The organism is Streptomyces stelliscabiei (genome assembly GCF_014873495.1).
Lineage (GTDB): Bacteria > Actinomycetota > Actinomycetes > Streptomycetales > Streptomycetaceae > Streptomyces > Streptomyces bottropensis.
The window spans coordinates 8764162-8788950 of the sequence record NZ_JADBGF010000001.1 but is presented as its reverse complement, the minus strand read 5'-3'; the positions used below and the strand labels follow the sequence as shown (position 1 = coordinate 8788950).

The window sequence follows — 24789 nt, the reverse complement described above, 5'->3', positions numbered from 1 at the left end:
CACGGGCCCCTCCGTCATCGGCAAGCAGCGCACCGAAGTCGGCTCTCTCGCAGACCCCCACAACTCAACGCACCCTTTCCAGTTTCAGGAGAACAAGCACACGTGAACGAGAACACCCGTATCAAGACCCTGGCCGCGGCCACAGCCCGCGCCTGGGACGCCTTCGTCATCGTCGTCGGCATGCTCAAGGGCGGCACCGGCAAGACCACCTCCGCCTGGTTCATCGCCCTCTACTACGCCGTCGTCCTGGAGCTGCCGACGCTGCTGCTGGACGCCGACGCCACCAGCCAGTCCGCCTACGACTGGTGCAAGGTCGCCCAGGCCGCCGGCTTCGAGATCCCGGCCGACTTGGTGGTCGAGCGGTACCCGTTCGACGACATCGCCGAGTACATCCGTGAGAAGCGGTCCGAGTTCGGCGCGATCGTCGTCGACGCCGGCGGCGGCAGCGCCCGCATCTTCCACGAGGCTGTCACCGAGGCGAACCTGCTGCTCGTGCCGGTCGCCCCCACCAAGATCGAGCGCCGCAAGCTCGTGGCCACCTTCGACGAGGCCGAGCGCGCCGCCGCCCGTAACGAGCGCGACGTCACCGCCCACGTGGTCCTCGTGAAGGCCGACGACCGCACCAGCCTGCCCCGCAACGCCAAGGACAAGCTGCTGGAGCCCGAGAAGGGTGAGGGCATCGGCCCAGACCGCGACGAGCCGTTCCCGCTCGCCGAGACCGTCATCCACGCCTGGGTGCACTACATGGAGGCCTTCGGCGAGATCCCGACCGAGCTGAGCGAGTACGCCGAGCTGATGAAGGAGCTCACCGCATGAGCGAGCGAATGAAACCCCCGGCCCGCCGCACCGGCCGCACCCTGGGCGGGGCCAAGAAGACGGCACCACCTCCCCCTCCCCCGGCCGCCGAGCTCACCCCCGAGCAGTACGCCGCCGAACAGGCCACCGACCAGGGCGAAGGCCGTCCCGCTGCAAGGGAGTCCCAAGGTCAGCCCCCTTCCACTGTGCCCGTCGAGGCATCAGCGCAGGCCCGGACCGAGGCGATGGCCGAGGTGTCGCAGGCGCCTGCGACACCATCCGCCCACGCGGGCATCGAGACTGCACCAATGAGCCCGGTGCAGGTGTCGGCCGCCAATCAGGAGACTGGTCAGGCCGTCGTCGCCCCCGAGGCGGGAGCAGTAGCTGCTGTGGAGTCGGTGGAGCAGCAAGCGCTGGGACAGACCGTGGCCCCGGCAGCGGGGCCTGCAGCACCTGCGGTCCAGCCCCCGCAGTCAGTCGAGCACGTCTCACAGCGTGGGTCGTCCCGAAACACGGGCACCGCTCCAGGTGGGGCGTACACCGCTGAGGTGGCGGTTCACTCGACGGTCCTTCCCGTTGCGGGAAGTAGTGCGTTCCCTGCGAGCGCCAGCGCAGCGAGTCCTCAGCACGAGCAGCATGCCGGTTCGGATGCCGCGCCCAGTAACGGGACGTCATGGGAGCGGGGGCCGGGGCGTCCGAAGGACATCCCGGAGGCGGCAGTCGTCCTTAATCAGCGCATCATCGCGCGCGAGAGCCTGGACGCCTCGGTCCCTGCTGCGCTGAAGCTGAAGAAGCGGATCAAGCGCTTCGCGCTGGACAACGAACTCGACCACCTGCCCATGGGCGACATCGTCTCGGTCGCGCTGGACGAGTGGCTCACCACCCGCGGGTTCTGACCCGCCGTACGGCACAGGGGGGCGGCAGCCAGCTCGCGGAGTGCGCGGCCGCCCCTTCCGCCGACTATTCCAATAGCCCAATAGGCGGCTAACTAGCCGCCTAGCCGCACTGACCGGAGCAACGTTCGTGCCCGACCTCTCCCACCACGCCCGTCGGCTACGCGACGTGGCCGACGCACTCGATGCGCAGTCCGAGCCCGCCGACGATCCGCTCACTCCCCATCCCGACACTCTCGCGGTGATCGGCAACCGCCACATCAAACGCGGACAGCTCAACTACGCCGTCCCTGACGTCCTGCAACTTCAGAGACGCATCCGTCGCTACTACGCCGACCAGGACGTTCCCCACGGCGACATCGTCGCCCTGGCCCTCGATAGCTGGCTTCGTGCCAAGGGCTACCCACCCGACCTCGCCCTGCCCCAGGCTGAAACGCCATGAGCGGGCAGTCGGACCAACTGCCGCTGGGCTCCCTTCCTGCTGTCTACCGGGCAAGGTAGGTCAGCACGGTGCGCGCCGCAGTGGCTTTGTCCTCCCCCTCGGTGAGGGCGAACAGACTCATCAGAGTGCTGGCGGCGGTGATATGGCCAAACTGGTCGACCAGGGCGCCGTAGTACTGGGTGATTGCAGCCCGAAGCGGGGCGTCGGTGTCGGCCACATCCTCCCTGCCAGCGTGCAGCCCCGCCAGGACGAACGGGAGCGAGGAGGCCGAAACCCACGGCTGGGTGATGACCTGCCAAGAAAGGACCTGGAGGTTGCGCGGCCGGTGCGAGGGCAGTGTCGCCCGATACAGGCCGGCGTAGGCGGCGCTGAGCCATGCCGAGGCCTCGTGCGGCAGGGAGCCAATGGTCTGCGAAGCAGCATTGAGGACGAATGCCGCCGCGGCTTGTGGGTCGGACCATGCGCCTGGCCGTGACACAGCCACAGCAACCGCCGTTGCCTGCCAGCCGTCGGCCTGCGCCGCAGTACTGTAGAGGTCGGCGAAGAACGGGATGTCGACGTAGTAGTTTCGGAGCAGCTCGGCCTTCATGACCAATCCCTCCCGGGGCTCCATCAGGTTGCTCTGCACGCAGGCGTCGATGAGAGCGAGCGTGCCGAAGGAGGCCACGCCCTGCGACCGTGCGACAGCGCGCAAGATTCGGTCGTCGCACCACAGGATGTGGCCGTGTTCCTTGGCGTAGTCGACGGCCGTCAGCCATTCCGTGCCACGACGGCCGCTGGGCAGTCGTGGAAGGCTGCGCAACTCCGGCCGTGACACCCGGGGAGCTGATTGCATGATCTCCACCGGCCGCGCTGACGTGGACCGCAGCGCGGCCAACTGCTCGGGCGTCGAGGTCAGGACGGCGGTACTGGCGCTGCGCTCATCCCAAGCCAGTGTCATATCGGACCGCAGCGCAATGGACTCTTTGGCCTGCAGCGTGTCAGCCAGAAGCTGGTCAGTCGTCATGACCACCTGCCGCTGGCCGATCAGTTGCTCGGACACGCCACGCTCCAGCAGAGCGAGCGTAGCGGCCGCACTGGTGTCCAACATCACCCGCCCGCATCCGCGGATCTATCCGGGCACGTTCGTCACCTGCAGCGACAACCCCGACCGCCGTCTTTGCAGGCCACCGGCCGACAGCGCCCAGGCTCCTGCACTGAACAGCTGCCAGCCCCTGGCCTGCAACAACGCCGCCTTCACCGAAGACAACAGGGCGGCCTGGCGCCATCGACTCGCCCTGCTGGACGTCCAGTTAGCGCGCGGCGACATCCTCGCTCCACTCGTCCGCGACCGGCTGGTCCGACGCCGCGACGAGATCGCCTCCTTTCTCGGCTATCCCACCCCAGCACCAGATCAACAGGCGCGGACATGAGACGGCACGAACTGACCCTCCAGGCCGTCGATGCTGCCGTCGAGGCTCTGCTGGAAGACGCCGCAGACGGGCCCCGGGCCACTGTCTCCGCTCTTGCCCGCCGCCTCAACGTCCCCCGCCAGACCCTCTACCGGGACTTCCCCGATCAGATCACCCGGCTCCAGACGGAAGCAGCCCGCTCGGCGACCCAGCCCCGCGCCCGCAACACCGATAAGGACCAGCAGACCATTGCCCGCCTGCGCGCAGAGAAGGAGAACCTCACCCGTCACCTGTACATCTACGAAGACCACATCCGGCGCCTGACCCTGGAGAACGAGGCCCTGCGCGTCGCCCTGCAGGCTCACAGCGGCGTCACCCTGATCAGCCCGAGAACCGGAGACACCGTCCCCGGCCGCCCCTGACCCTGACAGCTCGGGACATTGGTCCGTACACAGATGAAGAGCGGCCGAACTTCAGATGTACGCCCGGCTGGCTCGGACTCCTGTCTGACCGCTGCGTGACAGCAGCCGACCTGGGTCAGCGACGCGCACGCGCGAGCAAGGCCGCATGCGGCAACGCCAGTAGACCGTCCTCGCTGGCAAACTCGGCGCTGAACAGATCGAAGTGACGCTTGATCTCGGTCCGGATCCGAGGCGTCTGGCTCTGCACCAGCTGCCCGCCGAAGGCCACTCAATAGCCGCACCGCGGCGTCCAGTCGCAGATCCGGCGCCGCGCTGTTCGCGGCCTCCCGCTGGGCAGTCGGCAGGGGATCCGACAAACGCTTGCACGCATGCAATGGTTGCATGGAACGCTTCTAGCGTGCAACCATTGCATGCGCGCAAGCAGTCACGGTCATCCTCTCGTGCCACGCCCTCCGCACGAGCGGCCGCTGACCGACTTCCCCCTGTTGTGGCCCGAGGTGAGGTTATGAGCATCCAGTCCGGAGTGGACCAGGCAGCCCGCGAGGAGCTTCTCAAACGCGCCGCCGCGTTGGCCCCCGCGCTGAGGCAGCGCGCGCAGGCCACGGAAGACGCCTCGCAGGTCTCCCAGGAGACGATGCAGGACATCATCGATGCCGAGCTGGTGCGCATCGGTACCCCGATCAAGTTCGGGGGCCTCGACGTGGACGTCGCCACCATGTACGAGGTCGCCATGGAGTTTTCCCGCTCCTGCCCGTCCACGGGTTGGGTGTACGTCCTGCAGGCGCTGCACGCCTATTGGATGGGCTTCTGGTCGATGGAGGCCCAGGAAGAGGTCTTCGCCGACGGGCCCGACATGCTCTCCGCCAGCGTCCAGCTCGGCGTGAAGTCCGAGTGGCGCAAGGTCCCGGGCGGGTACCGGGTATCCGGCCATGGGAAGTTCGCCAGCGGCTGCGACCACTCCCAGTGGATGTTCGTCGTGGCCCCCGGACAGGAGGGCATCCGGCAGTTCATCCTGCCCCGCAGCGACTACACCATCGACGCCGGCAGCTGGGACGTCTCCGGCCTGCGCGGCACCGGCAGCAAGGACGTCCTCATCGAGGACGCCTTCGTGCCGGAGCACCGGGGCAAGATCCCGCGGCCCCCGGTGGACTTCGAGCGGGACCCGGACCTGGAGCGCGCGTACGGCTACCACCGGCAGCGGCGCTACCTCGCCCCGATGTCGACCTTGCAGGACCTGACCTGTGTCGCGATCGGCGGCGCGCAGGGGGCGGCGGAGGAGCTCATCGCCCGGACCCGCGGCACCTCCGGCAGCGTGAAAAGCGCCGACTCCACCATGGTGCAGACCCAGATCGCGGAGGCCACGGTGGAGGTGGCGGCCGCCCGGTCCATGCTGCTGGAGGACATGGAGGTGGCCCAGCGCATCGGCGAGGCCGGCGACTACCCCTCCATCGAGCACCTCACCGCCCACCTGCGGAACCGCGGCTACGGCTGCAAGCTCTCGGTGCAGGCCGTCAACCGCATATTCGACCTGGGCGGCGCCCGCTCGCTGTCCACGAAGGACCCGCTGCAGCGCCTCCACCGCGACGTCCACGCCGCCACCCATGGGCCGTTGGGCAACTTCAACATCGCCTCCCAGCCCTACGCCCGCGCGGTGCTGGGGCTGGACCCCCTCGGGCTCCGCCTCTGACCGACCCGCGGTGCGCCACGCCTCGGCGGCGGCCGCCCTCACCTCCGACAGGAGTGACCGACATGACCATCGAACGCAAGCCGCCGAGCGGCCCGCGCCGCACGGCACAGGAGGCCTGGGAGGCCATCGCCCTGCCCACGCCCGCCCACCCCCACGTCGCCGTGGAGGTCAGCCGGGAGTCCGCCCTCGAGCTGGCCGCGGCCGTGCAGCGGGTACTGGCCGCAGTGCCGGAGGGTGTGGAGTGAGCGGGGAACAGCCCACCCTGCGCTTCGACGACCGCGTCGTCGTCGTCACCGGCGCCGGCGGCAACCCGGGCCTGGGACGCTCCTACGCCCAGCTGCTTGCGCGGCGGGGCGCACGGGTCGTCGTCAACGACCTGGGCGTGGGCCCGGACGGCCGCGGCACGTACGCCGCGAGCGCCGAGACCATCGCCGCCGAGATCCGCGCCGAGGGCGGCGAGGCGATCGCCGACACCCACTCGGTGGCGACCGAGGACGGCGCGAAGGGCGTGGTGGGCACCGCCCTGGACGCCTGGGGGCGGGTGGACGTGCTGATCAACAACGCCGGCGTGTTCCGGGTCGGGGAGTTCGACCGCCTCCCCTCCGACGCCATCTCCGCGCTCGTCGACGTGCACCTCATGGGCACCATCTGGATGTGCCGGGCGGTGTGGCCGCACATGCGCGAGGCCGGCTACGGGCGCATCGTGAACACCACCTCCGGGGCCATGACCGGGGCGGGCTACTCCTCGGTGTACGGCGCCGCCAAGGCCGGCGTGTGGAGCCTGACTCGCACCCTGGCCCTGGAGGGGCACCGACACGGCATCGTCGTCAACGCCCTGGCCCCCGGCGCCGCCACCGGCTCCGTCCGGGTCGCTCCCGGCATCCCCGCGCCGCCGGAGACCGGCCACCCCGCGCCGCCGGAGATCGGCACCCCCGAGATGGTCGCCCCGGCAGCGGCCTACCTCGCCCACGAGTCCTGCCCCTGCTCGGGCGCCGGCATCCACTCGGAGTCCGGCCGGGTCTGGGAGAGCTACTTCGCCCAGACCGAGGGCTGGGGCAACCCCGGCATGACGGTCGAGGACCTGGCGGCCCACTGGCATCGGGTGGTCGACCGCAAGCAGTCCCGCGACTACGGCGACCCCGTCCGGGACGGCTTCTGGCCCGGTGGGCCCCCCGAGGACTCCCGATGACCGGCCGCGTGCCGCCCGCACACCCGCTGACCGACGGGCCCGGCACGGTCCGCGAGGCGGCCTTCACGGTGCTGCGCCGGCTGAGCATGGCCGTGGTCGACGGCCGCTGCCCGGCCTGAGCCCCACCCGCCCCGCCCCCCGCACACCGCACGAATCACCCAGCACGAAGGAGGACAGCGATGTCCCGGTACGACGCCACGCTGGCCGAGACCATCACCCTCACCAGCCAGGACGGCGAGCCCATCGAGGCCTACGTGGCTCGCCCGCTCACCGACCGACCGCTCGGCGGCGTGGTGGTGCTCCACCACGAGCCCGGCTACGACGAGGCCAGCAAGGAATACACCCGCCGGCTCGCCGTCTATGGCTTCAACACCATCTGCCCCCACCTCCACCACCGCGAGAACCCGTGGGGTGATCCCGACGACGCCGCCGCCGAGATGCGCCGCCTGGGGGGCGCCCCGGACGACCGGGTCGCCACTGACGCGGCCGGCGCCGCCGCGTACCTGCGCGCCATGTCCAACGCCAACGGCCGGGTGGGGCTGATCGGCTTCTGCTCGGGCGCCCGGCAGGCCTACTACATCGGCTGCACCTCCACCTGGGCGGACGCCATCGTCAACGGCGGAGGCGGCGTGATCGTGGACAAGCCGGACAAGCCCCCGGCCCTTCCCGGCCCCCCGCCGCCCGACGCCTCGCCCATGCTCGTCGAGCCCATCGCCCACCTCACCCCCGGCCTGTCGGCCCCGCTGCTGGGCCTGTTCGGCTCCGAGGACCTGGTCCCCTCGCCCTCGGAGGTCGCCGCCCAGGAGAAGGTGCTTCGGGACGCCGGCAAGGACTTCGACTACCACCTCTTCGACGGCGCGGACCACGACTTCTTCGACTGGTCCAGCGGCGGCTACACCCCCCAGGCGGCCGTCGAGGGATGGCGCCTGGTGCGCGAGTTCTTCACCCACCACCTGGCGACCCCGGCCGAGCCCGCCGACTGAGCGGCGACCGCACGGGACCCGACCAGCACAGCACAGGAAGGTGAAGTGCCGTGTGCGCGTACATCACCGAACAGAGCCCGGCAGCGTCGTCGCCGTGGTGGGCTGCGGGCCAGTCGGGCTGTCCTACGTGCAGGCGGCGCGGCTGGCCCTGGCCGCGCAGATCATCGCGATCGACCCGCTGCCCCACCGGCGCGAGGCCGCCCTGCGCCTCGGCGCCACCACGGCCCTCGACCCCACCGAGGTCGACCCGGTCGAGGCCGTCATGGACCTCTCGGGGGACCTCGGGGGCATCAACCAGGGGCGCGGCGCCGACTTCGTCTTCGAGGCGGCGCGCGAGGCCCGGGCCGTCGAGCAGGCATGGGCCATGACCCGCTCGGCCGGGCACCTGACGCCGGCCGGGCTGAGCGAGGACCCCGGCGCCACCGTCACGTTCCCCATGATGGAGTTCTCCAACCACGGCAAGACGGTGCACAGCTGCCAGCAGGGCTCGCTGCGGATGCGCCGCGACCTGCCCTGGATGGTGCGGCTCGCCGAGCAGGGGCAGCTCGACCTCAAGGCGATGGCCGAGCGCAGCTACGGCCTCGACGAGGTCGTGCAGGCCATGCGGGACGTCGCCGACTGCTCCGTGCTCGGCGCCAGCGTGGTCCCCGCCGCTGAGTTCCCCTGCCCTGCCCCACCCACCCCACCTCACCAGACTTGCCCTGAGAAACAACGACGAGGAGAGCCACACGATGACTGCGGAGACGGCGGCGGTGCTGATCGAACGCGCCCAGAAGCTGCGGAACCTGATCCGGGACCAGGCCGAGGAGGCCGAGCGGCTCGGCCACTACACGCCGGCGGTGCACGAGGCGTTCCAGGAGGCCGGCTTCTACCGGCTGCTGACCCCGCGCCGCTACGGCGGCCTGGAGGTGGACGTGCGCACCTTCGCCCAGGTCATCATGGAGGTCGGGCGCGGCGACCCGGGCACCGCCTGGTGCCTGTGCCTGGGACAGGGTCACGCGCTCAGCGTCGCCGCGCACTGGCCGGAGCGGGCGCAGGACGAGGTGTTCACCAACGAACACGGCTACTTCCGCGCCTCCCACGCGTTCAACCCCGCCGGCACCGCCACGCGGGTCGAGGGCGGCTGGCTGGTGAACGCCCGGTCCCGCTACCAGTCCGGCGTGCCGTACGCCTCCCACGCCACCGTGTCCGTGCTGGTCGGCGAGGAGGGCGCGCCGCCGCCCGTTCCCGGCGAGCCGGTCGCGGGCGCCCGCCTCATGCAGATTCTCATCCCCGCCGGGCAGTTCACCATCGCGGACGACTGGGGCGGGGACCGCGTCCTCGGCATGCGGGCGAGCGGCTCGAACAGCGTCATCGTCGAGCAGCAGGTGGTGCCCGAGCACTACGGCATCGTCATGGACCCCGACAAGATCAACACCACCACCTCGCCCGGGGTGCGGCTGCACGGCAACCCGATGTACCTCGGGGCGGTCACGGGCGGCTTCTTCGTCCTGGAGCTGGTCGTCAGCGTCGTCGGCGCCGCCCGCGCCGCCCTCGACGAGTTCGAGCACCTGGCCCGGACCCGGAACACCACCGTCCCCGGCGGCGGCCCGCGCTTCAAGGACCCCCTGTACCAGCGCGACTTCGGGGAGGCGAGGCTGAAGGCCAACGCCGCCGAGGCCATCGTCTGCCACACCGCCGACCTCATGACCGAGTGGAGCCGCGAGTCCGTCGAGGGGCGGCTCACGATCACCGCGGAGATGGGCTCCGGGCTCGGCGCCACGCTCATGCAGGCCGGGCACCTGGCCGCCGAGGCCGTGGACACCCTGTTCAACTCCGCCGGCACCTCGGCGTCCGGGCAGGGCCAGCGCATGCAGCGCTACCTGCGCGACGTGGCCATGTGGCGGACCCACATCGGCGCGCAGTACCACACGTTCGCCCGGCAGTACGGGGCGCACAGCTTCGGGGAGGCGCATGCTTGGTCGTTCTGAGGGCCCCGCTCCCCCTCAGCCGCGACCGTCAGCCGGCGACGGTCAGTCCGCGGCCGTGGCGAGCCGGTCGCCGATGGCCGTGGCCGTGGCCACCACCTTCGTGACGATCTCCGCCTCGGCCGCCGGCCCGACCCGCTCGGCGAGCGCCGCCACGACCTCGCCCCTCCCGTCGCGCACCGGCGTCATGACGCCGGTCACCCCGGGGCCCCGCAGAACGGCGGGCCGCGGACCGGACGACGTCTACTTGGCCCACGACTGCCCCAGAGGAAGGTCAACGATGCCCCACCCTCACCCCACACCCCAGCAACCCCTTGCCGGTCCCGATCCCGCGGGCGGCTCCCTTCGTGAGTATTTCGCGTCGCTGCGGAGCTACCCCCGGGGGGCGTGGATGGCGATCTGCGCGGGTATCACCGCGATGATCCTGGGCCCCTCGGTGGTGAACAATCTCACCACGTACATGCTCGCTCCGGTATCCGAGGACTTCGGCTGGTCGCAGTCGCAGACGGTGCTGCTCATGTCGTCCTTGCCGCTGTTCTCCTCGCCCTTCGTGCTCACTTTCGGTGGCTACCTGGTCGACAAGGTAAGCATGCGGACCGTCGCCGTGTGGTCCTCGCTGATCTACGGGGTCGCGTTCTGCCTGATGATGGTGGTGCCAGCGAGCGCGCTCTTCGGCGTCCTCGCCGTCGTCGCCCTGGCGGGCAGCCAGGTCTGCGCCCAGGTGGTGGGCTTCAAGACCGTGTCGATATGGTTCCCTCGCCACCGCGGGGTAGGGTTCTCCCTGATCAGCGCGGTGGCGAGCCTGTCCAGCGCCGTCTACTCGCCGCTGTTCGAGTGGTCCACCAGCTCCTTCAGCTGGCGGTACACGTATCTCGTGCTGGGCCTGTGCGTGCTGGTGCTCTGCGTTCCGGCCCAGATCGTCCTGCTCTCCCAGCCGGACACGGCACCGCCGGCCCCCGGGGCCCGCCCGGTGCCGGACAGCGGACCAGTCATCGAGGCCTCGGCGCACGCGAGCCCGCAGGAACACCGTAACGCCCCCGGCGTCCCGCTGGCCGCGGCGCTCCGGTCGCGTGCCTGGCTCCTCCTCATGCTGATCATCCTGGTCCCGACGGGGGTCACGATGTCCGTACGGACCCTCGGTGTCGATCTGTTCGGCGAGCGCGGGTACGGCAGCGGGACCGTGTCGCTCGCGCTGTCGGTCTTCTGGCTCGCGTCGTTCGCTGGCCAGTGCGTCGCCGGGCCCGTGATGGACCGGTCGAAGTCCGCTCGGGCGGCCTTCCCCTTCTTCGCGAGTGTCCTGCTCGGAATGCTGATCGTGACGACCACCCACGGCACCACCTGGCTGCTGTTCGTCGCCCTGGCCCTGCTGGGCGGGTTCCAGGGGGCCGAGTACACGATCGCGCCCTATCTGCTGGGCCGGTATTTCGGGGACCGGTCCTTCGCGCCGCTCCTGGGACTGACCCTCGGCATCACCGGCGTCGTCGCCTTCGGCACCATCCCCTTCCTCGTACAGGTGGCCGTGGAGCAGGCCGGCACGTACGACGGCGTGCTCCTGGTCATGCTCGTCGCCATCGTGATCGCCACGGCCGTGGCCTTCTTCATGCCTCGCTACCCGGAGCCTGAGACCGAGGCCGCGAAAGAACTCACAGCAGACCGGGACGTTCCTGCCCCGGACCCCGGCCGCGCCGCCCATCCCTGAGATCGCTCCGCCCGGTCGCTCCGCCCAGGTCCTGGGCCCCACGGCCGCGGGCGGGTTCTATCGATCCCCGCCACACCCTGGAGTTGAGGGAGTTGCGGGGATCGTGGATTTTGCGGAGCTGAGGGCGAGGTTCTTCGGGGCGCTGGACCGGGAGAACGGCAGCTTCTCGGGTGCTGCCCGGGCGGTCGGGGTGAACCGGGCCACGGCGTATGCGTGATCTACTGACGACCACGTAGGCCATCAGGTGTTGCGAGGACCCCGAGAGTCCGCCGCGGGGACCGGGGCGTTGCAATGCGCGGGGGGCGGCCTAGTTTCGAAACGAAACTATTCCCATTCGGAGAGAAGCCGATGCCCAGCAACGTCGCCTCGCAGACCGGCAGACGGACCCGCCTCACCCCGGAGCGGGAAGCCGAGCTGTACTCGGTCGTCCTCCGACTACTGCGGGAGGTCGGCTACGAGGCGCTGACCCTGCAGGCGGTCGCCAGCCGCGGCCGGTGCAGTACGGCCACGCTCTACCGGCAGTGGCAGGGCAAGCCCAAGCTGGTCGTCGCCGCGCTCCAGCACCAGCGGATCCAGCCGGTCCCGGCGGAGCTGGACGCCCACACGGGCTCGCTGCGCGAGGCCCTGCGCGAGATGGTCCGCCGCGTCAGCCGTGCGGCGCCACCGGAGCACCAGCTCGTGGCCGGGCTGTCCCACGCCTTCCTCGGAGACCCGGAGCCGGCCACGGCAATGCGCGAGCAGTTCACCAAGCCCGCCGCGGAGATCCCGAAGCGGATCGTGGACCGGGCCGCCGCCCGCGGCGAGATCTCCCCGGACAACCCGGCCCGCGAGTTCTGCCACATCATGCTGGTCGCGCTCGGCCTGACCCGCCCGGTGCTGGACGGTGAGGAGGCCGACGAGGCTTACATGCTGCGCCTGGTGGACGCCGTGCTGCTCCCTTCCCTCAGGCATCCCGCACCCGCGGAGTCCTGACGTGGAAACGGCGAGCCGCACGGCGTCAGACCCCCGGCCCGCCCGCGCCTGATCGCCGCGGTCCGTCGGCCCGGTGGGGGAGGCGTCACGGTCCCCCGGCGCCGGTCCTCTGCGGGCTGTGCCCCGCGGCGCTCCGGGCTGCCGTCATTCGCTTCGGCGACACCGCCGAGCCGCCGAAAAGCCAGGACATCGTGATCGACGCCTACCAGCACGCGCTGACCCCGGTGTTCGGCTATCTGGTGCCCCTCTTCGTGGCCGCGTTGATCCTCGCCTTGTGGCTGCCGGAGAAGAAGCTCGCCGAGACGCACGATCACGGGGAAGCCGAGACCACGCCGCCCGAGCGCGTGATGCAGAAGTCCTGGCAGCCGGGACCCACGTCCCCGGGGCACGACAACCCGTCCATCGAAACGGTTGAATTCGAGCGGCGGCGCCCTACGGTAATCGAAATAGATAGGTTTCGTTTCTGTGATACCGCGGCTGCTCCCGGGCCGAGAACGACCACCTCACAGATCCAGTGCGCACAATCAGCGACCACATGCGTTTTTCCTCCGCCGGTCAGTGGCGCTCGACGAGGCCGATGACGTGGCCTTCGGGGTCTTCGAACAGGGCGAGCGTCGGTCCTGTGCCCATCCGCGCGGGCGGTCGGACCGTGCGACCGCCGAGGCGCTCGATCTGCTCGAGCACCGCCGCCGGGTCGTCAACCTCCACGTAGAAGGTCAGGTGACCGGCCCGGTCTTGCGGCGCGCGACCGACTCCGACATGCAGGATGCCGCGGTCGGCGTCCGGGTCGGCGAGGACGTGGTACGCACCGTCGACCACGTCCTGCACCTCCCAGCCGAATGCCGCCGTGTAGAAGCGCTGCAGTGCGTCGGCGTCTTTGGCGTGGATCTCGCCGTGAGTTGCTGGGTTGGACATCCTTGCCCTCCGGTGGAGTGGCTTGGATCGGATCAGAGGAAGAACGGCTGCGGGTCGCCGAGGCTGCCGGCGCCGGATCGCCGCACGAACGGGTCGTACTGCGCGCCGATGTGAGTGCGGTACATCCAGACGTCGCGAAGGTAGCGCTGCATGCGCTGGCCGCGCCCGGATGCGGAGGTGCCCGCGGAGGCGAAAAGGATGTCCACGGCCTCGGCGGCCAGGTGGCCGGCCTGCATGAGCATGCAGCCGAGTTCGATGTCCGTGTCGGGCGTGAAGGTTATGGTGCCCGCGATGGCCTCGCTGCTCCGCTCGGTGATGGTGTCGGCGACGTAGCATGCGATCGCAGTTGCCGCATCCGTCTTCGTCTTGGCGGCGCCGAAGTCGCGCTGGTAGAACGGGTCCTTGTTGCGCAGGCCGCCGCCCTGGTATGCGGTGGTCCTGGTGCGGGCGAGCCTCTCGTACTCGTCGAGGGCGGCCCGGGCTGCGCCGATGACGCTGACCACGAGCTCGAGTTGGAAGAACGAGCCGGTCGCCGCGCCCAGGTACATCGGGTTGCCGTGCAGCTTCACGCCGTGCGAGGTCGTCGAGGCCAAGAGGTCCGGGGACATGGTGATCGCGTAGTGCTCGGGCACGATCTGGTTCTCCACGGTGATGCTGTTGGAGCCGCTCGCACGCATCCCCAGCACCGCGTCGGCGCCCCAGTTCTCGACGATCGTGAACTGCTCCTTGGGAATCAGCACCTGGAGCATCTGAGAGGGCGGAACGTCGCCGTGAGGCATCGGCGGCGCACCGGCGGGAGCACCCGGTGGGGGCCCGGACGGCGCGCCGACCGGAGCACCCGGCGGAGGACCGGGAGGCGCGCCGGGCGGTGCGCCGGCGGGTCCGCCGTCCTCGTCGACGAGCACGACGGAGACCGTGGCGTGCGTGGCGTACGGAACCCCGGACTGGTAGCGGGAGTTCGCGTTGATCAGCAGCCCGCCGGGCACGCGCTTGGCGGTGCCCGCGGGGTTGAACGCGTGGGAGGCCCGGAAGTAGCCGCTCGCGTTGTTGAACACCTCGTCCTGGGCCTTCTCCGGCCACAGCGCGGCGGTGGTCAGAGCGTGCCCCTGCCCCAGGCACAGGCACCAGGCGGTGCCTGGATCACCGCGGCCGACCTCCATTACGATCTTGGCGAAGGTGCGAAGGTCCACCTCGAGGCCGCCGTAGCGGCGCGGGGTGAGCAGCTGGTAGAAGCCCGCCTCCAGGAAGGCCTTGTGCACATCCTGGTTGTAGCGGCCAAGGCCCTCGGCCTCCTCGGCCTGGTCGCGTATCAGTTCCCGAAGCTGGGCGGCGTGCGCGACCAGCTCGGCCGGCGAACGCTCGATCGAGCGGGTCGGCGTCTGCGCTGTCATGGCGTTGATCTCCTTAATGCCGGTCAGGGTGCGGTGCGACGATCACAGCCGCGGGTCGACGGTCGCGCCGAGGACGTTGCACTCGGCGACGTCGCGGAGGGCCTCGCCGACTGCCTTCAGGGGGTAGGTGCGTTCGGCCAGCGAGGCCAGGTCGAGCTGTCCGCGCTCGGCGAGCCTGACCATCCACGGCAGGTCGCGGCGCATCAGCAGCGAGCCCATCTGGCAGCTGTGGATCGTCTTGCCGAAGTTCGAGAACTGCACCATCGGGAAGCTGACCCTGGCTCCGGGCCTCGGATCGAGCCCGGCCAGCGTCAGATCGCCCGCCGACCGGGTCATGGCCCAGGCCTGCTCGGTCGCCGACGCATCGTTCGCCGCGTCGAAGACGTAGTCGGCGCCACGGCCCTGATTCACCCCGCCGGCATCCCCGGACAGCTCGCACACGGCCTCGACCGGATCCGTCTCGGCGGGGTCGATGACGGTGGTGGCGCCCATCCGCAGTGCCGCCGCGCGGCGGTGCGCCAGCGGCTCGATGGCGATGATCTGGTCGGCCAGGGCCAGTCGCGCCGCCTGGATGTAGGACAGGCCGACCGGCCCGCAGCCGACGACGGCGACCACGCTGCCCGGCTCGATCCTGGCCGTGCGCAGCGCCGCGCCGACACCGGTGCACACCGGGTTGCCGATCAGCGACAACTGGTCGGCGGGCAGGTCTGTGCGCACGGGCACGAGCAGGTTGTCGAGCACGACGGCCCACTCGGCGAGGCTGCCGACGTAACCCAAGGGGTGCACGTCCACGCCGTTCGCGGTTCGAGCGGTGGCCGGGCCGAACAGCGCCATCGCGGCGCACTGGTCGTAGCGGCCCCGCTGGCAGAAGTGGCACACGCCGCAGTTGTTGTTGCCGGTCATCAGGACCCGGTCGCCCACCTTCACCCCCTCCGCGGAGGGGCCGACCTCCTCGACCACACCGACCGCGGAGTGGCCGAGGATGTGCAAGGGCAACGGCGGCAGAGCAAGGCCTGGGGGAAGGTCGGGCGGTAGGTCGGCGGGGGCGGGGGCGGGGCCGAGCAGGGCGCTCGCCTCCGAGCTGGCCACATTGGACGCTTCGATCCTGACGAGTACGTCACGCGGATGTCGCTCGAGAAGTTCGACTTCCTCCACACGAACGCCGTCCGCGTGGTCCCACACCGCTGCTGAGAACTTCACGAAAACTCCCTTGTTGCGAAGGTGGATCGGGTGACGTTCGCCCGCAGCGTTGGCGGACCGCGAGCGAACGTCACGTCATGCGCGGGCCGCTCCGGCCGACGGCACCGGGGGCGGGCCGCCGACCCAGGTGGCCGCCTCAGCGGGATCGCCGATGTCGTGCGCGTCGGATCGATCGACGACCTGGCGCAGTGAGTCGTTGAGTTCCTCGATCGTCGGCGCGACCTTGGCGTACCCGGCGGTCTGGCGGTAGTAGGTCTCTGATACTCGACCGGGATCCGCCGTGATGTTCTTGCCCGAGAACGGGCAGACGCGGTGCGCGAGCAGGGCGGCGGTCGGCGCGATCAGATCCGGACTCATGTCCTGTGCGACCGGGCCGTCCATCGCCTCTTTGCCGGGCGCCTGAACGACGTCCCAGGCGATCGTGGCCGCCAGCGGTGCCAGCGCGTTGGCTCTGATGCCGAACGGGTCACCCTCGATCGCCAGCGATCTGGTGAGGCCGTAGCTGCCCGCCTTCACGGCGCCGTAGACGGAGCCGTAGCCCGAGCCGAGCATCCCGGGCGACGTCGTGTTCACGATCCGCCCGTAGCCGGCGTCGCGCATGTGCGGCCACACCGCACGGCACATCCAGATCGTGCCGAGCAGATGTACGTCAACCATCGCGCGGATGGCCGCTGGATCGAGCTCCTCGATGAGCCCGAATCGCAGTACGCCGGCGTTGTTAATGAGGGCGTCGACCCGGCCCCAGCGATCGATCGCGGTCTGGACGAGGCGCGGGCCCCGTCCTCCGTGCTCACGCTGTGCGTGTCGGCTACGGCCTCGCCGCCCCCGGCGATGATCTCCCGGGCGATGAGCTCGGCGTTCGCGGGCGCCACGCCGCTGCCGTCCGGTCCCGCGCCCAGGTCGTTGACCAGTACGCGTGCTCCGCGGCTGGCCAGCAGTCGGGCGTAGGAGCGGCCGAGACTCGGTGAGCCTCCGGCGCCGGTGATGATGACGACCTGGTCGTCGAAGCGCAGATCCCGGGCGCTTCCTGATTTGATCACTTCTACTCCCTGGTCGCGTCGTTGCGTTTGGGAAGAGTGGCCGTTGGGTGCGTTCAGGCGGATTGGTCGACGGGGGCCAGTCGGCGGAATCGACTTGCGTGGAACACCAAGGGGGCACCGCCCGCGACAGTTCGCAGCCCTCTGATCTCCAGCAGGGCTATGGTGTGATCGCCCGCAGGCAGCTGGTTCCAGACACTGCAGCTGAACCAGCCGACCGCGTCGTCCAGGTACACTGCGCCGTCGTCGGCGGCGTGCCAGCTCACTCCGGCGAACCGGTCGGTTCCAGTCGAGGCGAGCTGCCGGACCTCGCGATGCTGCTGTTCGGCCAGCACACTGAGTCCGAGCCGTGCCCGCTCGCGCAGGATCGGCCAGGTCGTCGATGTGTTCTGCATACTCACCGACACCAGCGGCGGGTCGAGCGAGACGGTGGTGAACGAGCTGACCGCCATTCCGGCCGGCACGCCGTCCTGCGCCAGCGCGCAGAGCGCGATCACCCCGCTGGGGAAGCAGCCGAACGCGTCGCGCAGACCGCGTGGATCCAACTGCCCGGAACCGGTCGGCGTCAGCCGGTCATCGGGCGAGGCCAATGCACCCGTCGCGTGCTCACGCATCACCGGCTCCGATTCTCCGCGCGCACCTCGCGCGCGAGGTCGAGCACGCCGGTCACCGTCGTCCAGTCACGAGCGGTCGCGGGCACCGGAAGGCCCATGATCCCGCCGATGAGCCGCGAACCGGCGAATCCGTCCGGGTACCAGCCGTACAGCTCGCGTCCGATCACCGCGACTCGTTCCCGCCCCGTGGCGAGCACGGCGAGCTGTTCGACTTCGGCCTGATCGAGCGTCGTCTCCAGGAAGGCGACGTTGTAGTGCTCGGCGTCGGCGGCGGCGTCGGGGAACGGATTGCGCGCCACCGCCTCGGAGAGCTCGTCGAGGCTGCGCACGATGACGTGGATGTCCCGGTCGAAGCGCTTCTGGAGGATCTCGCCGACGCGAGCGGCCAGAACGCCGGGCTCCCCATCGTCGAGCAGCACGACGTTTCCGCTGCCCAGGTACGTGCGCACAGCGGCGAAGCCCGCCTCGGCGAGCGCCTCGCGCAGCGCCGGCATGTCCAGCATGTCGCCTGGCCCGTGTCCGACGCCGCGCAGGAACGCGATCTGAACGTTCACGCCGACCTCCCGGGCTCGTCCCCGGCAGCGGGCTTGCGACCGTCGACGATCGCCATCCCGCGGTGCTGCCACGCCGTCACGTCTGTCAGGCAGCGGGCCGCCGCGTCGCGCACATCATCGACGCTGACGGCGAGCCAAGCGGCCTTCTTCCACTGAAACGCCGAGTCCAGCGGCACCTCACGGGAGCCTGCGAAGGTGATGAAGAAGCTCAGCAGCATGTCCAGCCAGACATCCTGCTCGGCCAGCGCGAACGTCGCCGCGGTCGGGCCAGGATGGAACAGCAGGACCCTGCCGCCGGGGCGGACCAGTCGGCTGAGCGCCTTGAGTTCCGCGTCCGGGTCGAGCAGGTGCTCCCACTGGGAGGCGATGACGACGTCGAACGCCTCCGGCTCGTGCTTCGCGGCGATCTCGGTGTAGGGGTCGAAACGCCCCACGCGGTGGGCCTCGATCATCGGGACCATGTCGACGTATTCGGCGGTACCTCCGGGCTGTACCTCGCCGCTGATCATGTCGACGAATCCGACGTGATCGAGGAATTCGCCGAGCACGAGCGCCCGCTCACCGGCTTTCAGTGCCGCCTTGTCCAGCAGCACCCGCGTGAACTCCGACTGCCGCATCTGCATCCAGTTCGGCATGAACCGGTCGCCGAACGGCGGGCGGGAGCTGTAGAAGTCCTGACGCAGTTCCTCGGTGGAGAAGCACTGCTTCTCCGCGGCCTGCGCGGGCGGCGGCATCGGAACGGCGATCGCCGTCCAAGCCTCCTCAAGGGTCATCGGCGGCTTCGGCGCCGGCATCGGGGGTTCGGCTATGGGGGGCGCCGACGTCTGGGTCTCGGGCATGTTCTCGTTCTCCTTTTCTCCGGTAGCCGCGGGGATCACCCCAGGGCCGGTCCCGTCCAGAAGTTGACCTCGCGCGGGTCGAGCCCGAGCAGGCAGCGGCCGTACGGCTGGGAGGCCATCGGGAACTGGCCGATCGTTCCCGGGTGGGCCGTCGCGTGCGCGTCGCGGTGCGCGCGCTGAAGCGGGTCGTTTCGCGACAAGCTCCGGCCGCCGCCCAGGGCGTACATTCGGTTGACCACCCCGACAGCCAGCTCGTGCGCGTAGGACTTGTTGGCCATGTAACGGGCGTAGTCGACCGGCGCGAGGGTCTCGCCCCGCTCGCCCTTACTCTGGGAGTCTTCGAGGTCGCGGTGCAGCAGCGTGCGTGCGACATCGAGTTCCACGGCGGACTGCGCGATCTGAGCTTGGATCACCGGTGAATCCGCGGCGCGCACCGAGCCCTTGGTGCCGTGCATCCGCCGCACGATCTCGTCGTACGCCCCCTGCGCCGCGCCGATGGCGACGGCCGGGAAGTCCCACCCCTGGATGGCGGACAGGGGAACCGAGTACCGGCGCTGCCGGTGCTGGTCGTACGGGAGCGGACCTTCGGGTGCGAAGTCGATCGGCGGTGCCGGCCGGATGGCCCGGTGCGACGGGATGAACGCGTCCTGCACCACAACGTCTTTACTGCCGCTGCCGCACAGGCCGGCCACATCCCACGTACCGTCGAGTACGGCGAAGTGCGCGCGCGGAACAAGGAACTGGAGAGGTCCTTCCGCCCCGACTCCGAGCGCGAAGAGCCACTGCGAGGGATCCGAACCACTGGCGAACCGTCCGCGGCCGGAGAGCCGGTAGCCCCCGGGCGTCCGCTCGTAGTCGCATGACACGCTCAGCTGAACGCTCGCGCTCAGCATGTCGGGACCGTCGGCGAAGACCTCCTCCTGCGCTTCGAGCGGCCAAAAGCCCATCCAGTAGCAGTGCAGCGCCCACAGCTGGAAGCACCAGGCCGTCGAGGCGCAGGCTCGGGCCAGCTCCATTGTCATCTCGTGCACGGTCTCGAACTCGACGTCGTAGCCGCCGAAGCGCCGTGGCGTGCCCGCGCGGACAAGCCCGGCTGCGACGATCTCGCGCACCGACTCCTCCGGGACTTTGCAGCCCTCCTCCGTCGCGCGCGCCCGTTCTCGCAGGGCTGGCACAAGCTCTCGCGCGCGCCGAAGGAGTTCCTCTCGGTCGACTGATGTGCCGACCGTGGCCTCAACAGCCACTTTTGCCTCCTGCTGTTCTCGCCCGCCGCATCTAAGGCGACGGGCCTGATGTTTGTGGTGCAACGTCACGCGCCCGACTGAGGCCGCGGCAGACGGCTGGCGATCTCCGGTCTCTCCATCAGTGGGGCCAGAGCCGCCGCGAGCCGCTCGCGTTCGGCGCTCGGAAGCGCCTCCACGAACCGGTCGATCATGTCCCTGTGCACAGCCTCGGAGTACCGGATGGCCCGGCGTCCGCACTCGGTGATCCCCTTCATCCGGCGGTCCACGAGGTCCTCACGTCGCTCGAGGTACCCGCGGCGCACCAGGCTGTCCACCGCCCGGCTGACTGCCGCCATCGACATCACCACGGATTCTGCTGCCTCCTTGCCTGACAGTTCGGGGTCCGCCTCGGCGGCGTGGTGCAGCACTCGGACCTGGGTCATGGTCAGGTCGAGCGCGTCGACGGCGCTGAAGATGCCGGCGACACCCTCCTTACCGAAGAAGGCCGCGATCGCGCTTGAGCCGGCCCCGAGATCGGAGCGCACGGCCCTCTCGGGCCCGGTGTGTCCGCGGTCACTGGCTGCTTGCACGCATGCAATGGTTGCACGTTAGAAGCACGCATGCAACCATTGCATGCGTGCAAGCGTTTATCGAAGATGCCGATGCCATAGGCGTGGAGGTGCCATGAAGACAATCGCAGCGATCTCGACACCGGCCGGCCTGCAGGTCGAGGAAATCGAACTGGGCGAGTTGCAGGCCAACGATGTGCTTCTGCGCGTCAGCGCAGCCAACGTAGGCTCGGCCGACATCCCGCTGGCACCACCGGCACTGGACGGCGCGGGCATGTCTCCCGGCCCCCCGCCCGGAGGTCCCGAAATGCCTCCGGGCCCGCCGCCCGGCGGCCCCTGGTATGCCCCCGGGTCCCCCGGCGGGTGGGCCCAGCATGCCGCCCGGCGGCGCGGGATTCGACGTAGGCGGCCCGGCGATGCCCACCCACCTCGTCAACGGCCACGGCGGCGTCGCGGTCGTCGAGGCGGTCGGGTCCGCGGTCGACCGTGTGCGGCCGGGGCAGCGCGTGATCGTGGTGAGCACGCCGAACTGCGGCTCTTGCAGGTATTGCGTCCGTGGCCTCCCGCAATACTGCGCGAAGCTCGTCCCGTTCGGCCGCGCCTACGCGAGAACGGCCGACGGAACGCCGGTGCACGGCAACAGCAACGTCGGGCTCTTCGCACAGCACACCATCACCACCGAGTACCACTGCACCCCGGTCGACACGGATCTCCCCGACGATCAGCTGGCACTGGTGGCAAACCCCATCGTCACCGGGGCGGGCGCCGCGCTGATCACCGCTCCGATCACGCCGGACAGCGTCGTCGCCGTCGTCGGGTGCGGCCCGATCGGACTCGGCTACGTGCAGGCGGCACGGTTCGCGGGAGCCTCCAGGATCGTGGCCGTGGACCCGCTCCCGCAGCGCCGCGCCGCCGCAGAGCGGTTCGGCGCGAACGATGTCTTCGATCCCGGAGCCGTCGACCCCGTCGCCGAGGTGCGGAAGATCGATGATGGCGGCGGAGCCCTGTTCGCCGGGGGCGCAGATTTCGTTTTCGACGCGTCCGGCGACGCACGCGGCATCGAGCAGGCATGGGCGATGACCGGCCTCGGCGGGCATCTGGTCCTCGCCGGCATCTCGTCAGACCCCTTCGCCCGCGTCTCGTTCCCGCTCGCGGAGTTCGCAGTCATCGCGGGACGCACGATCCATCCGTGCCAGCAGGGATCGGCGCTGATGGCGCGCGACCTTCCGTGGCTGGTGCAGCTCGCCGAGCGCGGCGTGTTCGACCTTGCGAAACTCGCCGAGCGCACGTACCGGCTCGAAGACGCGGCCGCGGCGATGGCCGACGTGTCCGACCGCTCGGTGCTCGGCGCGGCGATCGTACCGAAGCACTGACAAGCATGATCAAGCACGAATACGGTGCCCGCCAACCCGTGGCGATGACGCCCTCGGCAAAGGAAACAGACAAGTGAACTTCGATGGTCAGGTTGTCATCGTCACAGGTGCCGGCGGTAGCCCGGGCCTGGGCCGCTCCTACGCTCTTCTTCTCGCTCGACTTGGCGCCTGCGTAGTCGTGAACGACCTAGGCGTCGGACCGGACGGCAAGGGAACGTTCGCCGCACACCCGGAGACCGTCGTGCAGGAGATACGCGACCTCGGCGGCACGGCGGTCGTCGACACGCACTCGGTCGCCACCGAGGACGGTGCGCTCGCAGTCGTAGCCACGGCGCTGGACGCGTACGGCCGGGTCGACGCGCTCATCAACAACGCCGGTGTCATGCGCTTCGCCCAGTTCCTCGAACTGCAGCCCGACGAGATCACGCGCATGATCGACGTCCACCTCTACGGCACCATCTGGATGTGCCGGGCCGTGTGGCCGCATCTCCTGCGCAACGGAGGCGGCCGCATCCTCAACACGACGTCCGGCGCGATGCTCGGCGCGGGCTACGGCTCGGTCTACGGTGCCGTCAAATCCGGAATCTGGGGGCTCACGCGTACCCTCGCCTTCGAGGGCGCGCAGGACGGCATCGCCGTCAACACCCTCTCCCCCGGCGCGCTCACGATGTCGGCGCGCCTGGCGGACATCCCGCCGCTCAGTCCGGAGGTCATCGAGCGACGTTCGCCCGACCGCGTCGCGCCCATCGCCGCCTACCTCGTCCATCCCGACTGCCCCGCATCGGGAAAGAACGTCGTCGCCGAGGAGGGACACCTGCACGAGGTGCTCTACCGCCAGACCGACGGCGTCCGCCTCACCGCCCCGTCCGTCGACGAGGTCGCCGACGCATGGGAATCCGTCGTCGACCGGACCGCGGCGCAAGACCTCGCCGATCCACCCGAGTCGGGATTCTGGCTGGGACCGCCTCCGGGCTTCGTCCCCGGCACCGGAGAACTCGCGCTCGGCATCCCCGGGAGCCCCTCATGACCTTTTCGGTGCGCGACACGACTCTCGATGTCCTGCGCGACCTCGGATCGACCACTGTGTTCGGGAATCCCGGGTCCACCGAGATCCCGTTCCTGACCGATCTTCCCGCCGACTTCCGGTACGTGCTCGGCCTGCACGAGGGCGCGATCGCCGGAATCGCCACGGGCTACGCGATGGGAACCGGCAAACCGGCGCTGCTGAACCTGCACACGTCCGCCGGCCTCGGCAATGCCGTCGGTGCCCTGTCCAATGCCCATGCCGCGCGGGTCCCGCTCGTGGTGCTCGTCGGACAGCAGGACCGGCGCCACATCGCCGGCGGTCCGTTCCTCAGCGCCAGCGGCCTGGAGAACCTGCTGGGAGACTACGCAGTCTGGTCCACGACACCGGCCCGGCCGCAGGATCTTCCCGCGGCCGTCGCCCGTGCTCATCACGAGGCCGCAGCAGGTGCTGGTCCGGCCGTCGTGGTCGCACCGCTCAGCGACTGGTCCGAACCGGCTGATCCGCTGGCGACCGGAGCCCCGCGCACCGTCGTGCTAGGACGGACTGTGACGCCCGATCAGCTCGAGCCGCTCGTCGCCCTCCTCGAGGAATCCGTCAATCCGGTCGCCGTCATCGGCTCCGGAGCGGCGATCGACGGCGCGTGGGACGAGGTCGTCACTCTCGTCGAGCGGCTCGGCTGTCCCGTTTGGCAGGAACCGTTTGCCAGCCGTCAGGGCTTCCCGCACGACCACCCCGCGTACCGCGGGGATCTCCCGTGGCAGCGCGGCGCCGTGCGTTCGGCACTCGACGGGCACGACGCCATCCTGGCGATCGGCGCAAGCATGCTGCGCGGCTACCTGTACGACGAGGCGGTACCGACTTACGCAGCCGGCACCCGTCTCGCGGTTCTGACGTCCGTTCCCGAGGAGGCCCACCGCAGCGGATGCGACGTGGCAGTACTCGGCGATCTCGCGAGCACCTGCAGCACCCTCGCGTCCGTTCTGCGGGCGCGGACGCCCGGGCCCTGGCGGAGCCGACCGGCCGCCGTGGTCAACGGCTCGGCGGAGCTCACACCGGCCGCGGCGTTCGCGACCTTGGCCGAGCACCTGGACAAGGACGCGATCCTCGTCGAAGAGTCGCCGTCCACCCGCCTGGAACTCGTCGAGGCGATTCCCGCCACCACCCCGCTGTCCTTCGTGAGCAACGGATCCGGCTGGCTCGGTTTCGGTCTCGCCGGCGCGATCGGGCTTCGCATGGCCCTGCCCGACAGACCCGTCGTGGCAGTGCTCGGCGACGGCTCCGCAGCGTACACCGTGCAAGCGCTGTGGACTGCGGCCCACTACGGCATCGGCGCGTTGGCCGTGGTCGTCAGGAACCGGAGATACGCCGTGATGGATCGGCTCGCGGCGAACGCCGGCGGGAAGGGGCCATGGGGAGGATTCCCCGAACTCGACGCCACCGCGCTCGCCGCCGGCTTCGGCTGCGAAGCGTACTCCGTCAGCACACGCAAAGAGCTCGACGCACTGCTCAAGGAGATCCTCCCGGGCCTGCGGACGCGCACGAGTCCGCTGGTGCTGCAACTCGACGTCGCCGGGTGAGGATCAACGCTGTCGTAGTTGAAGCCCCGC

General features: G+C 70.1%; 28 protein-coding genes and 1 pseudogene. 18 read left to right on the top strand and 11 right to left on the bottom strand.

Going from position 1 to position 24789, the window contains the following annotated elements:
- The first annotated feature begins 102 nt into the window (after window positions 1-102).
- From H4687_RS38660 to H4687_RS38650, 3 genes are all read left to right on the top strand, one after another.
- On the top strand, window positions 103-816 hold the full coding sequence (locus H4687_RS38660; RefSeq protein WP_012999263.1) for a ParA family protein: 714 nt from the start codon (window positions 103-105) through the stop codon (window positions 814-816).
- On the top strand, window positions 813-1691 hold the full coding sequence (locus H4687_RS38655) for a hypothetical protein (protein WP_148274181.1): 879 nt from the start codon (window positions 813-815) through the stop codon (window positions 1689-1691). The genes H4687_RS38660 and H4687_RS38655 overlap by 4 nt, the downstream gene beginning before the upstream one ends.
- Window positions 1692-1857: 166 nt before the next feature.
- Window positions 1858-2130 (top strand): hypothetical protein, encoded by a 273-nt coding sequence (locus H4687_RS38650; RefSeq protein ID WP_231884902.1) that lies wholly within the window; start codon window positions 1858-1860, stop codon window positions 2128-2130.
- A gap of 43 nt (window positions 2131-2173) precedes the next feature.
- Here H4687_RS38650 and H4687_RS38645 read toward each other — a convergent pair whose 3' ends face one another.
- A complete protein-coding gene (locus tag H4687_RS38645; RefSeq protein WP_012999265.1) occupies window positions 2174-3172 on the bottom strand; it encodes a PIN domain-containing protein in 999 nt (332 codons plus the stop codon).
- Between the two features lie 37 nt (window positions 3173-3209).
- Here H4687_RS38645 and H4687_RS38640 point away from each other — a divergent pair, with 37 nt between their 5' ends.
- From H4687_RS38640 to H4687_RS38610, 9 genes and pseudogenes are all read left to right on the top strand, one after another.
- Window positions 3210-3542, top strand: a complete 333-nt coding sequence (locus H4687_RS38640; RefSeq protein WP_148274182.1) for a hypothetical protein — start codon at window positions 3210-3212, stop codon at window positions 3540-3542.
- Window positions 3539-3943 carry a hypothetical protein gene (locus H4687_RS38635; RefSeq protein WP_012999266.1) on the top strand — a complete coding sequence of 135 codons (405 nt, stop codon included), beginning with the start codon at window positions 3539-3541 and terminating at the stop codon, window positions 3941-3943. The genes H4687_RS38640 and H4687_RS38635 overlap by 4 nt, the downstream gene beginning before the upstream one ends.
- A 505-nt stretch (window positions 3944-4448) precedes the next feature.
- Window positions 4449-5630: an acyl-CoA dehydrogenase family protein gene (locus tag H4687_RS38630; protein ID WP_046918642.1), complete on the top strand. Its 1182-nt coding sequence runs from the start codon at window positions 4449-4451 to the stop codon at window positions 5628-5630.
- A gap of 62 nt (window positions 5631-5692) precedes the next feature.
- Window positions 5693-5875 (top strand): hypothetical protein, encoded by a 183-nt coding sequence (locus H4687_RS46945; RefSeq protein ID WP_037724148.1) that lies wholly within the window; start codon window positions 5693-5695, stop codon window positions 5873-5875.
- Window positions 5872-6819, top strand: a complete 948-nt coding sequence (locus H4687_RS38625; RefSeq protein ID WP_012999270.1) for an SDR family NAD(P)-dependent oxidoreductase — start codon at window positions 5872-5874, stop codon at window positions 6817-6819. The genes H4687_RS46945 and H4687_RS38625 overlap by 4 nt, the downstream gene beginning before the upstream one ends.
- Window positions 6816-6938, top strand: coding sequence for a hypothetical protein (locus H4687_RS47715; RefSeq protein ID WP_012999271.1), 123 nt, complete (start codon window positions 6816-6818; stop codon window positions 6936-6938). Before H4687_RS38625 ends, H4687_RS47715 begins: the two co-directional genes overlap by 4 nt.
- A 60-nt stretch (window positions 6939-6998) precedes the next feature.
- The gene (locus H4687_RS38620) at window positions 6999-7802 is read left to right on the top strand and encodes a dienelactone hydrolase family protein (protein WP_037724147.1); all 804 of its coding nucleotides are present in this window, start codon (window positions 6999-7001) and stop codon (window positions 7800-7802) included.
- 40 nt (window positions 7803-7842) lie between these two features.
- Window positions 7843-8322, top strand: a pseudogene (locus H4687_RS48560) (zinc-binding dehydrogenase); the annotation flags it as partial.
- 211 nt (window positions 8323-8533) lie between these two features.
- Window positions 8534-9772, top strand: a complete 1239-nt coding sequence (locus H4687_RS38610) for an acyl-CoA dehydrogenase family protein (protein WP_012999273.1) — start codon at window positions 8534-8536, stop codon at window positions 9770-9772.
- 42 nt (window positions 9773-9814) lie between these two features.
- Here H4687_RS38610 and H4687_RS38605 read toward each other — a convergent pair whose 3' ends face one another.
- On the bottom strand, window positions 9815-9958 hold the full coding sequence (locus H4687_RS38605) for a hypothetical protein (RefSeq protein WP_158512223.1): 144 nt from the start codon (window positions 9956-9958) through the stop codon (window positions 9815-9817).
- Window positions 9959-10160: 202 nt separating this feature from the next.
- Between H4687_RS38605 and H4687_RS38600 the strand changes: the two genes are divergently transcribed.
- From H4687_RS38600 to H4687_RS38590, 3 genes are all read left to right on the top strand, one after another.
- Window positions 10161-11468, top strand: a complete 1308-nt coding sequence (locus H4687_RS38600; protein WP_012999275.1) for an MFS transporter — start codon at window positions 10161-10163, stop codon at window positions 11466-11468.
- A 348-nt stretch (window positions 11469-11816) separates the two neighbouring features.
- Window positions 11817-12440 carry a TetR/AcrR family transcriptional regulator gene (locus H4687_RS38595; RefSeq protein WP_012999276.1) on the top strand — a complete coding sequence of 208 codons (624 nt, stop codon included), beginning with the start codon at window positions 11817-11819 and terminating at the stop codon, window positions 12438-12440.
- 191 nt (window positions 12441-12631) lie between these two features.
- Window positions 12632-13021, top strand: a complete 390-nt coding sequence (locus H4687_RS38590) for a hypothetical protein (protein WP_148274183.1) — start codon at window positions 12632-12634, stop codon at window positions 13019-13021.
- Here the strand turns inward: H4687_RS38590 and H4687_RS38585 are convergent.
- From H4687_RS38585 to H4687_RS38545, 9 genes are all read right to left on the bottom strand, one after another.
- A complete protein-coding gene (locus H4687_RS38585) occupies window positions 12996-13355 on the bottom strand; it encodes a VOC family protein (RefSeq protein WP_012999277.1) in 360 nt (119 codons plus the stop codon). The genes H4687_RS38590 and H4687_RS38585 overlap by 26 nt on opposite strands.
- Window positions 13356-13387: 32 nt before the next feature.
- Entirely contained in the window at window positions 13388-14746 is a 1359-nt protein-coding gene (locus tag H4687_RS38580) for an acyl-CoA dehydrogenase family protein (RefSeq protein WP_012999278.1), read from the bottom strand.
- Between the two features lie 42 nt (window positions 14747-14788).
- Window positions 14789-15946, bottom strand: a complete 1158-nt coding sequence (locus H4687_RS48250; RefSeq protein WP_049875656.1) for a zinc-binding dehydrogenase — start codon at window positions 15944-15946, stop codon at window positions 14789-14791.
- Between the two features lie 75 nt (window positions 15947-16021).
- Entirely contained in the window at window positions 16022-17104 is a 1083-nt protein-coding gene (locus H4687_RS38570; protein ID WP_231884903.1) for an SDR family NAD(P)-dependent oxidoreductase, read from the bottom strand.
- Window positions 17040-17597, bottom strand: a complete 558-nt coding sequence (locus H4687_RS38565) for a flavin reductase family protein (protein ID WP_106437384.1) — start codon at window positions 17595-17597, stop codon at window positions 17040-17042. Before H4687_RS38565 ends, H4687_RS38570 begins: the two co-directional genes overlap by 65 nt.
- Entirely contained in the window at window positions 17597-18151 is a 555-nt protein-coding gene (locus H4687_RS38560; protein ID WP_012999282.1) for a DUF1697 domain-containing protein, read from the bottom strand. Before H4687_RS38560 ends, H4687_RS38565 begins: the two co-directional genes overlap by 1 nt.
- Complete coding sequence (locus H4687_RS38555) at window positions 18148-18990, bottom strand: class I SAM-dependent methyltransferase (RefSeq protein ID WP_037724145.1); 843 nt, start codon at window positions 18988-18990, stop codon at window positions 18148-18150. Before H4687_RS38555 ends, H4687_RS38560 begins: the two co-directional genes overlap by 4 nt.
- Window positions 18991-19025: 35 nt before the next feature.
- Complete coding sequence (locus H4687_RS38550) at window positions 19026-20234, bottom strand: acyl-CoA dehydrogenase family protein (protein WP_041668926.1); 1209 nt, start codon at window positions 20232-20234, stop codon at window positions 19026-19028.
- 65 nt (window positions 20235-20299) lie between these two features.
- Window positions 20300-20803 (bottom strand): MarR family winged helix-turn-helix transcriptional regulator, encoded by a 504-nt coding sequence (locus H4687_RS38545; RefSeq protein ID WP_231884904.1) that lies wholly within the window; start codon window positions 20801-20803, stop codon window positions 20300-20302.
- Window positions 20804-21156: 353 nt separating this feature from the next.
- Here H4687_RS38545 and H4687_RS38540 point away from each other — a divergent pair, with 353 nt between their 5' ends.
- The 3 genes from H4687_RS38540 (at window position 21157) to H4687_RS38530 (ending at window position 24759) form a co-directional block, all read left to right on the top strand.
- Window positions 21157-22155: a zinc-binding dehydrogenase gene (locus H4687_RS38540; RefSeq protein ID WP_012999286.1), complete on the top strand. Its 999-nt coding sequence runs from the start codon at window positions 21157-21159 to the stop codon at window positions 22153-22155.
- Window positions 22156-22228: 73 nt separating this feature from the next.
- Window positions 22229-23182 (top strand): SDR family NAD(P)-dependent oxidoreductase, encoded by a 954-nt coding sequence (locus H4687_RS38535; RefSeq protein WP_106437233.1) that lies wholly within the window; start codon window positions 22229-22231, stop codon window positions 23180-23182.
- Complete coding sequence (locus tag H4687_RS38530; protein ID WP_037724143.1) at window positions 23179-24759, top strand: thiamine pyrophosphate-dependent enzyme; 1581 nt, start codon at window positions 23179-23181, stop codon at window positions 24757-24759. The genes H4687_RS38535 and H4687_RS38530 overlap by 4 nt, the downstream gene beginning before the upstream one ends.
- Window positions 24760-24789 lie beyond the last annotated feature (30 nt).